Raw genomic sequence first — 4,695 nt, 5'->3', positions numbered from 1 at the left:
GCTATTAAAATAATATCCTTTTTGAACTGTTTCCCTTTAAAATATCCCACCTGTGATTCTCCTCGTTTTCTTTTTCGAAAGTGTAGCTTAGTTTAGAAAACTTTGCAACAGAATCATTAAGAAAGTCAGTCGTTGAGGGTGGATTTGAGCCTGATTTTCATACACCAATCGAAGCCATGACGTATACGACGCTACAAGAACTTGCAACGATGGTGTTTTACAATAATGTCGCTAAGGTTGCAAGTAAGTATGATCCAGATCTTGCTACATTATTACGCCGTCTTGCAAAAGATGAAACTCTTCATTATGCGTTTTATCGAGACGTCATTCGAACACATTTAGAATTGGAACCTAATTATTGCTATCATATTGCCAATGTAATTAGAAATTTTAAAATGCCAGGTGCTTTCATGCCTGATTTTGAAAATAGAATGGCTGTGATTGCAAAAGAAGCTAACTATGGACCACTACAATATTTTGATCAAGTACTTGATGTCGTGATTGATTATTGGGGGTTAAAAGACTTACGACCAATTGCACCTTAGCTGAAAAAGTAAGAATTGAGATTTTGGAGTACCACACAAAATTGAAAAAAATAAGAGATCGATTTGGTCGTTTTCAAGGGAAAACTGATCTACGTTAATGAGTAGCGGTTTCAGAATATGCGCGGGGAAATTCCCCTTCCCTTCATTAGAAATCTGGCACACTCCCTATTCTTTTGGTGCTGTTTTTATTTAATTTGATTTTTAAAGAAAAAGAGATTGACACTAAAAATAATTTTATGATATTATGAAATATTTGATAAAAAACAACATATATGTTAAGCTTAAGAAGGTTACCATATATGGAGGTGGATTATATGTTTCAAATTGGCGATAACATTGTTTATCCAATGCACGGAGCAGGTATAATTGAAGCCATAGAAGAAAAAGAATTCTCAGGGAAAAAACAACAGTATTATGTTATAAAAATGTCAATCAGTAATATGCAAGTCATGATTCCTATGGGTAAAATATTAAGTTCGGGTATACGACCAGTTACTGATATACTTGCATTAGAACACATTATACACATTTTTCAGCATGGAGAATCAGATAAATTATTGCCGTGGAAACAAAGGTATAAAGTGAACACGGACAAAATAAAAACGGGTGAAATACAAGAAGGTGCTGAAGTTGTACGTGATTTAATGCGTATGAAGAAAGAAAAGGCACTTAATACAAGCGAAAAAAAAATGTTGGATAACGCACATGAATTTTTGATTAGTGAACTAGGATTAATTAAAGGAATTACTGAAAATCAAATAAAAAGTTTCTGTTAAGGTTCATTATAGATAATGTATTACACCTCCCGGAAATATCCTGAATTTTTCGGGAAAATGATTATTATCTAAAGTAAATCATTTCAAAGACATTCAATTTCTTCAACTCACTTTTAGAGTAGGAACCTCTTTTGTTATTACTTCAACCTAATCCATTTTTATTATAAAATTTCTTTTACGAACGTTCGAAGTTCCATCAAATAACTAGGTTAAATAGTCACTTGATTTTTGCAATCCTGATTCACACTGGCGCGGACAAGGAGCCGTAAGGATGAAAGAGAGGTAGGGCTTTCATTGTTTTAGGTAATATATTATCTAAGTCATTATTTCTAGAAGAAAAAACAATCAATCTCACTGCTATCTTTAAGAATTTCTTACATCTACTGAGACAGTGAAGAGTAATTGTTTATCTTCTCTACGTAAAATTGATAAACGAACTGGTAAAACCATATGGTTAACTACAAAAATGGTTTCCAGACCAGGAAATCATTTTTAATTTCATTTACATAACAATAGTAAATTAAGCATTAAGAAGGAGTGCACACATGAAAAAATGTTAACAAATGAATTGAGTAATGAATTAAAGAAGCGGGAAGGGATTATTTCTATTACAGTTGAGCCTTATGAAAAAATCGAAGTTGGTGGCATTCGTGTAGATGAACTAGCTGTTATTCTAATTAATCAAGAATAGGTAAAAATAGTTGCATGTAAGGAGAAAAGGATCAGCCTTTAAGAGAAGGGGGGATCCTTTTTGTTTGCTGCAGCTAATATGGGATATACATAACTTTTATCTGATGTGTTGGGGTTAAAAGGAAGGAGAGGGTCGGGATTATCATGGTGGAAAGCTTAATATTGGTAGGATTTCTTTTTACGTTATATAAATTAGTTGATAAAAAAACAAACTAATTATTTAAAACGATAGATTGTTTCCTTTTTAAGGGCGAGATTTATTTGAGAGTGAAATGGATCATTTAAAGGAGGAATTTAGATAGATGCAAGGAAAGAACGCATAAAATACGAGAAGATGTCAAAGAATTATAATCGTATTTATTTAGTTTCGTTTATCCTATTAATTGTACTTGTTTGTAGTAGTGTGATTATCATAGGAGTTGCAGGGGGAAAATATGGAGTGTTTTTATTGTTAGCAATTTTACTTAACGCACGTATTACGAAAGAATCTCAAAAAAAGTATGAGAACTATTCTAATAAAGGGCGTATTTAAAATGATACATATCCTAAAAGGAACAGCCTAGATGTACATTCAAAATATCCCTATATCATCTCCTATTAACTAGTAAAAATAACTTTATATAAATCATTTTTTTAGCAATGTAGAAATAGAAACCGTACCTTATTAAAATGTTATTTCCGTTCCTATAATGAATTATCCTTCTAGCATATTGATAAGATTTATATCATATATTAGGAGAAAGAATGCAAGCTAGAAAGGAGTCTTATAGAATGAGTTATTCGGAAGGAAATAACTTGAGTGAACAACATATGGTAAGTGCACCCAATCCCTACGTATATCAGACATTACAATCAGTAATTGGTAAACATGTGGTTATTGAAACTGTAAGAGGTAATGTAAGAGGAAAGTTAAAAGATGTGAAACCAGATCATTTGCTCATTGAAGATACGATGCCATATATTGTACGCATTCAACAAATTGTATGGATTATGCCAAAACAATAATCAAATTATATCTAATCAGATTTATAAAAAATTAGTGTCATAGTCCACCCAGTAAAAACACAGGGTTATATCTCTGTGTTTCTTCAAATTTCCGTTTTTGAATATATGCTTGAGCATGAATAAGTTCTTCCTGAAGCTCTTTTAATTCTTTCATTGATTCTGATTCAACGGCCATATAAGTAGTAACTAAACTGATCATCATATCCATTTTCTCTACTATATTTTGAATGACTTGTTCAGATTGCTCTTTTTGAGGGTGTTTTATTGCTGTTAATACATCTTCTATATAATTATTCTTTCTTTGCTGGATATCATAAATAAACTGTTTTGTGTTTGAGTTCATTTGTTTTCCCTCCGTTTTGGATATATTTCCATTCTATCATATTTGAATAGAAAATACTGGATTCCCTCAAAATTATGCCTGTCTCATACATCTCCTCAAATATACAAGCAAATTCCTTAATGTACAGGTAACTAATCAAAATATGTAAAATTTGTGTCTAAACGTACAATTTTCTTTTTTTGATAAGGTGAGGCCTATTATATAAATTGGTTAAAAACTGACCTTCCTCAGTTTTGTTAATTCAATACATATATTTTCACGATGAAAATGTATGTTGTAATTTCAATTAATTGGTCTAAGAACATTATAAGTAATATGGAGCGTGTATTAAAATGAAAAAGGTTTTATTATCATTTATAACAGTAGGAATACTTATAGGATGTGAAAAGTCTGATTCGTGTGATGAAGCAAGAGCTATCTACTCTGGAAATTGTAATTCTGCTAATACACTGACAAAAGACAACTCTGAATTACAATTAGATTCCAGATAGTTTCTTTAATACTGAATTTCAAATGAATTATTCATTAGATCATTTTTCTAAATGAGACTACACTCTAGAAAAAAGAGTAAAGAGAATCGCAAATGCAATATTTTAAAGGGAAATTGTTCAAGAAAGATATAATTTTGGTAGCCGTCGAGGTTCTGTATTTCAATATATATAAAAACTAAATATATTATAATTTTTATGATATACTTTAAAAGACACCTAATGTTTATACTATACAAAGGTATCTAAAACAGCAGCTGAAAAGTCCCTATCTATAATAGATAAATAGGGACTTTTTTAATTCTCAGTTACAAAATATAAAATCAACAGGAAGCGGAGAGACTGGTGCTATGTATCCTAAGTTTTTTGATAAAATGGCCTTTTCAAAAGAACATAAAGATTTATTAATTCAATTATATAATAAAGAACTTACAAGAAATGAGTATAATCGTTTATTAAACAATCTATATGATACAAATTCTACAGTACATAAAAATAAGAAACCAGATAACACGCTGTCTACTTAAAACTTTCAATATTCTCAACATAAAAAATAGGAGGTCAAATATAGAACTGATTTCTTATTTTTACTTTAAATATTATAAACCGTAATAAATACCATAAACGCATTTAACTTAATGTAAAAACTGGTTCTGGTGGAAATTGGAGTATCGCCACATCACCATCAAGCTAAGCAAATTGGATAGGCTACACTGAACTAGACAAAAAAATTAAGGTCAAGTAGACTACAACTAATATATTTGAGGAGAATCTACTATGACGAAAAATAAAAGAGAAAGAAGAACCTTTACAGCAGAATTTAAACATCAAATGGTTCAACTGTATCA

6 protein-coding genes and 1 pseudogene are annotated in these 4,695 nt (G+C 30.6%); 6 read left to right on the top strand and 1 reads right to left on the bottom strand.

Annotated features, from left to right (window positions below):
- Positions 1-116 precede the first annotated feature (116 nt).
- The 5 genes and pseudogenes from CN288_RS18515 to CN288_RS18495 all read left to right on the top strand — a co-directional run.
- A pseudogene (locus CN288_RS18515) lies at positions 117-643 on the top strand (acyl-ACP desaturase); the annotation flags it as partial.
- A gap of 216 nt (positions 644-859) precedes the next feature.
- Positions 860-1,321 (top strand): CarD family transcriptional regulator, encoded by a 462-nt coding sequence (locus CN288_RS18510; RefSeq protein ID WP_026591143.1) that lies wholly within the window; start codon positions 860-862, stop codon positions 1,319-1,321.
- 553 nt (positions 1,322-1,874) lie between these two features.
- Positions 1,875-2,012, top strand: a complete 138-nt coding sequence (locus CN288_RS18505) for a BC1881 family protein (RefSeq protein WP_098302819.1) — start codon at positions 1,875-1,877, stop codon at positions 2,010-2,012.
- Between the two features lie 297 nt (positions 2,013-2,309).
- The gene (locus CN288_RS18500; protein ID WP_026591142.1) at positions 2,310-2,543 is read left to right on the top strand and encodes a hypothetical protein; all 234 of its coding nucleotides are present in this window, start codon (positions 2,310-2,312) and stop codon (positions 2,541-2,543) included.
- 239 nt (positions 2,544-2,782) lie between these two features.
- Entirely contained in the window at positions 2,783-3,016 is a 234-nt protein-coding gene (locus tag CN288_RS18495) for a YuzF family protein (protein WP_026591141.1), read from the top strand.
- A gap of 37 nt (positions 3,017-3,053) precedes the next feature.
- Here CN288_RS18495 and CN288_RS18490 read toward each other — a convergent pair whose 3' ends face one another.
- Positions 3,054-3,359: a hypothetical protein gene (locus CN288_RS18490; RefSeq protein WP_098302818.1), complete on the bottom strand. Its 306-nt coding sequence runs from the start codon at positions 3,357-3,359 to the stop codon at positions 3,054-3,056.
- A gap of 838 nt (positions 3,360-4,197) precedes the next feature.
- Here CN288_RS18490 and CN288_RS28905 point away from each other — a divergent pair.
- Positions 4,198-4,374, top strand: coding sequence for a hypothetical protein (locus tag CN288_RS28905; protein ID WP_176527698.1), 177 nt, complete (start codon positions 4,198-4,200; stop codon positions 4,372-4,374).
- Positions 4,375-4,695: the final 321 nt, after the last annotated feature.

Source organism: Bacillus sp. AFS023182, from assembly GCF_002560575.1.
Lineage (GTDB): Bacteria > Bacillota > Bacilli > Bacillales > Bacillaceae_G > Bacillus_A > Bacillus_A arachidis.
The sequence above is the reverse complement of the archived record's forward strand: the minus strand, read 5'-3'. Positions and strand labels throughout refer to the sequence as shown.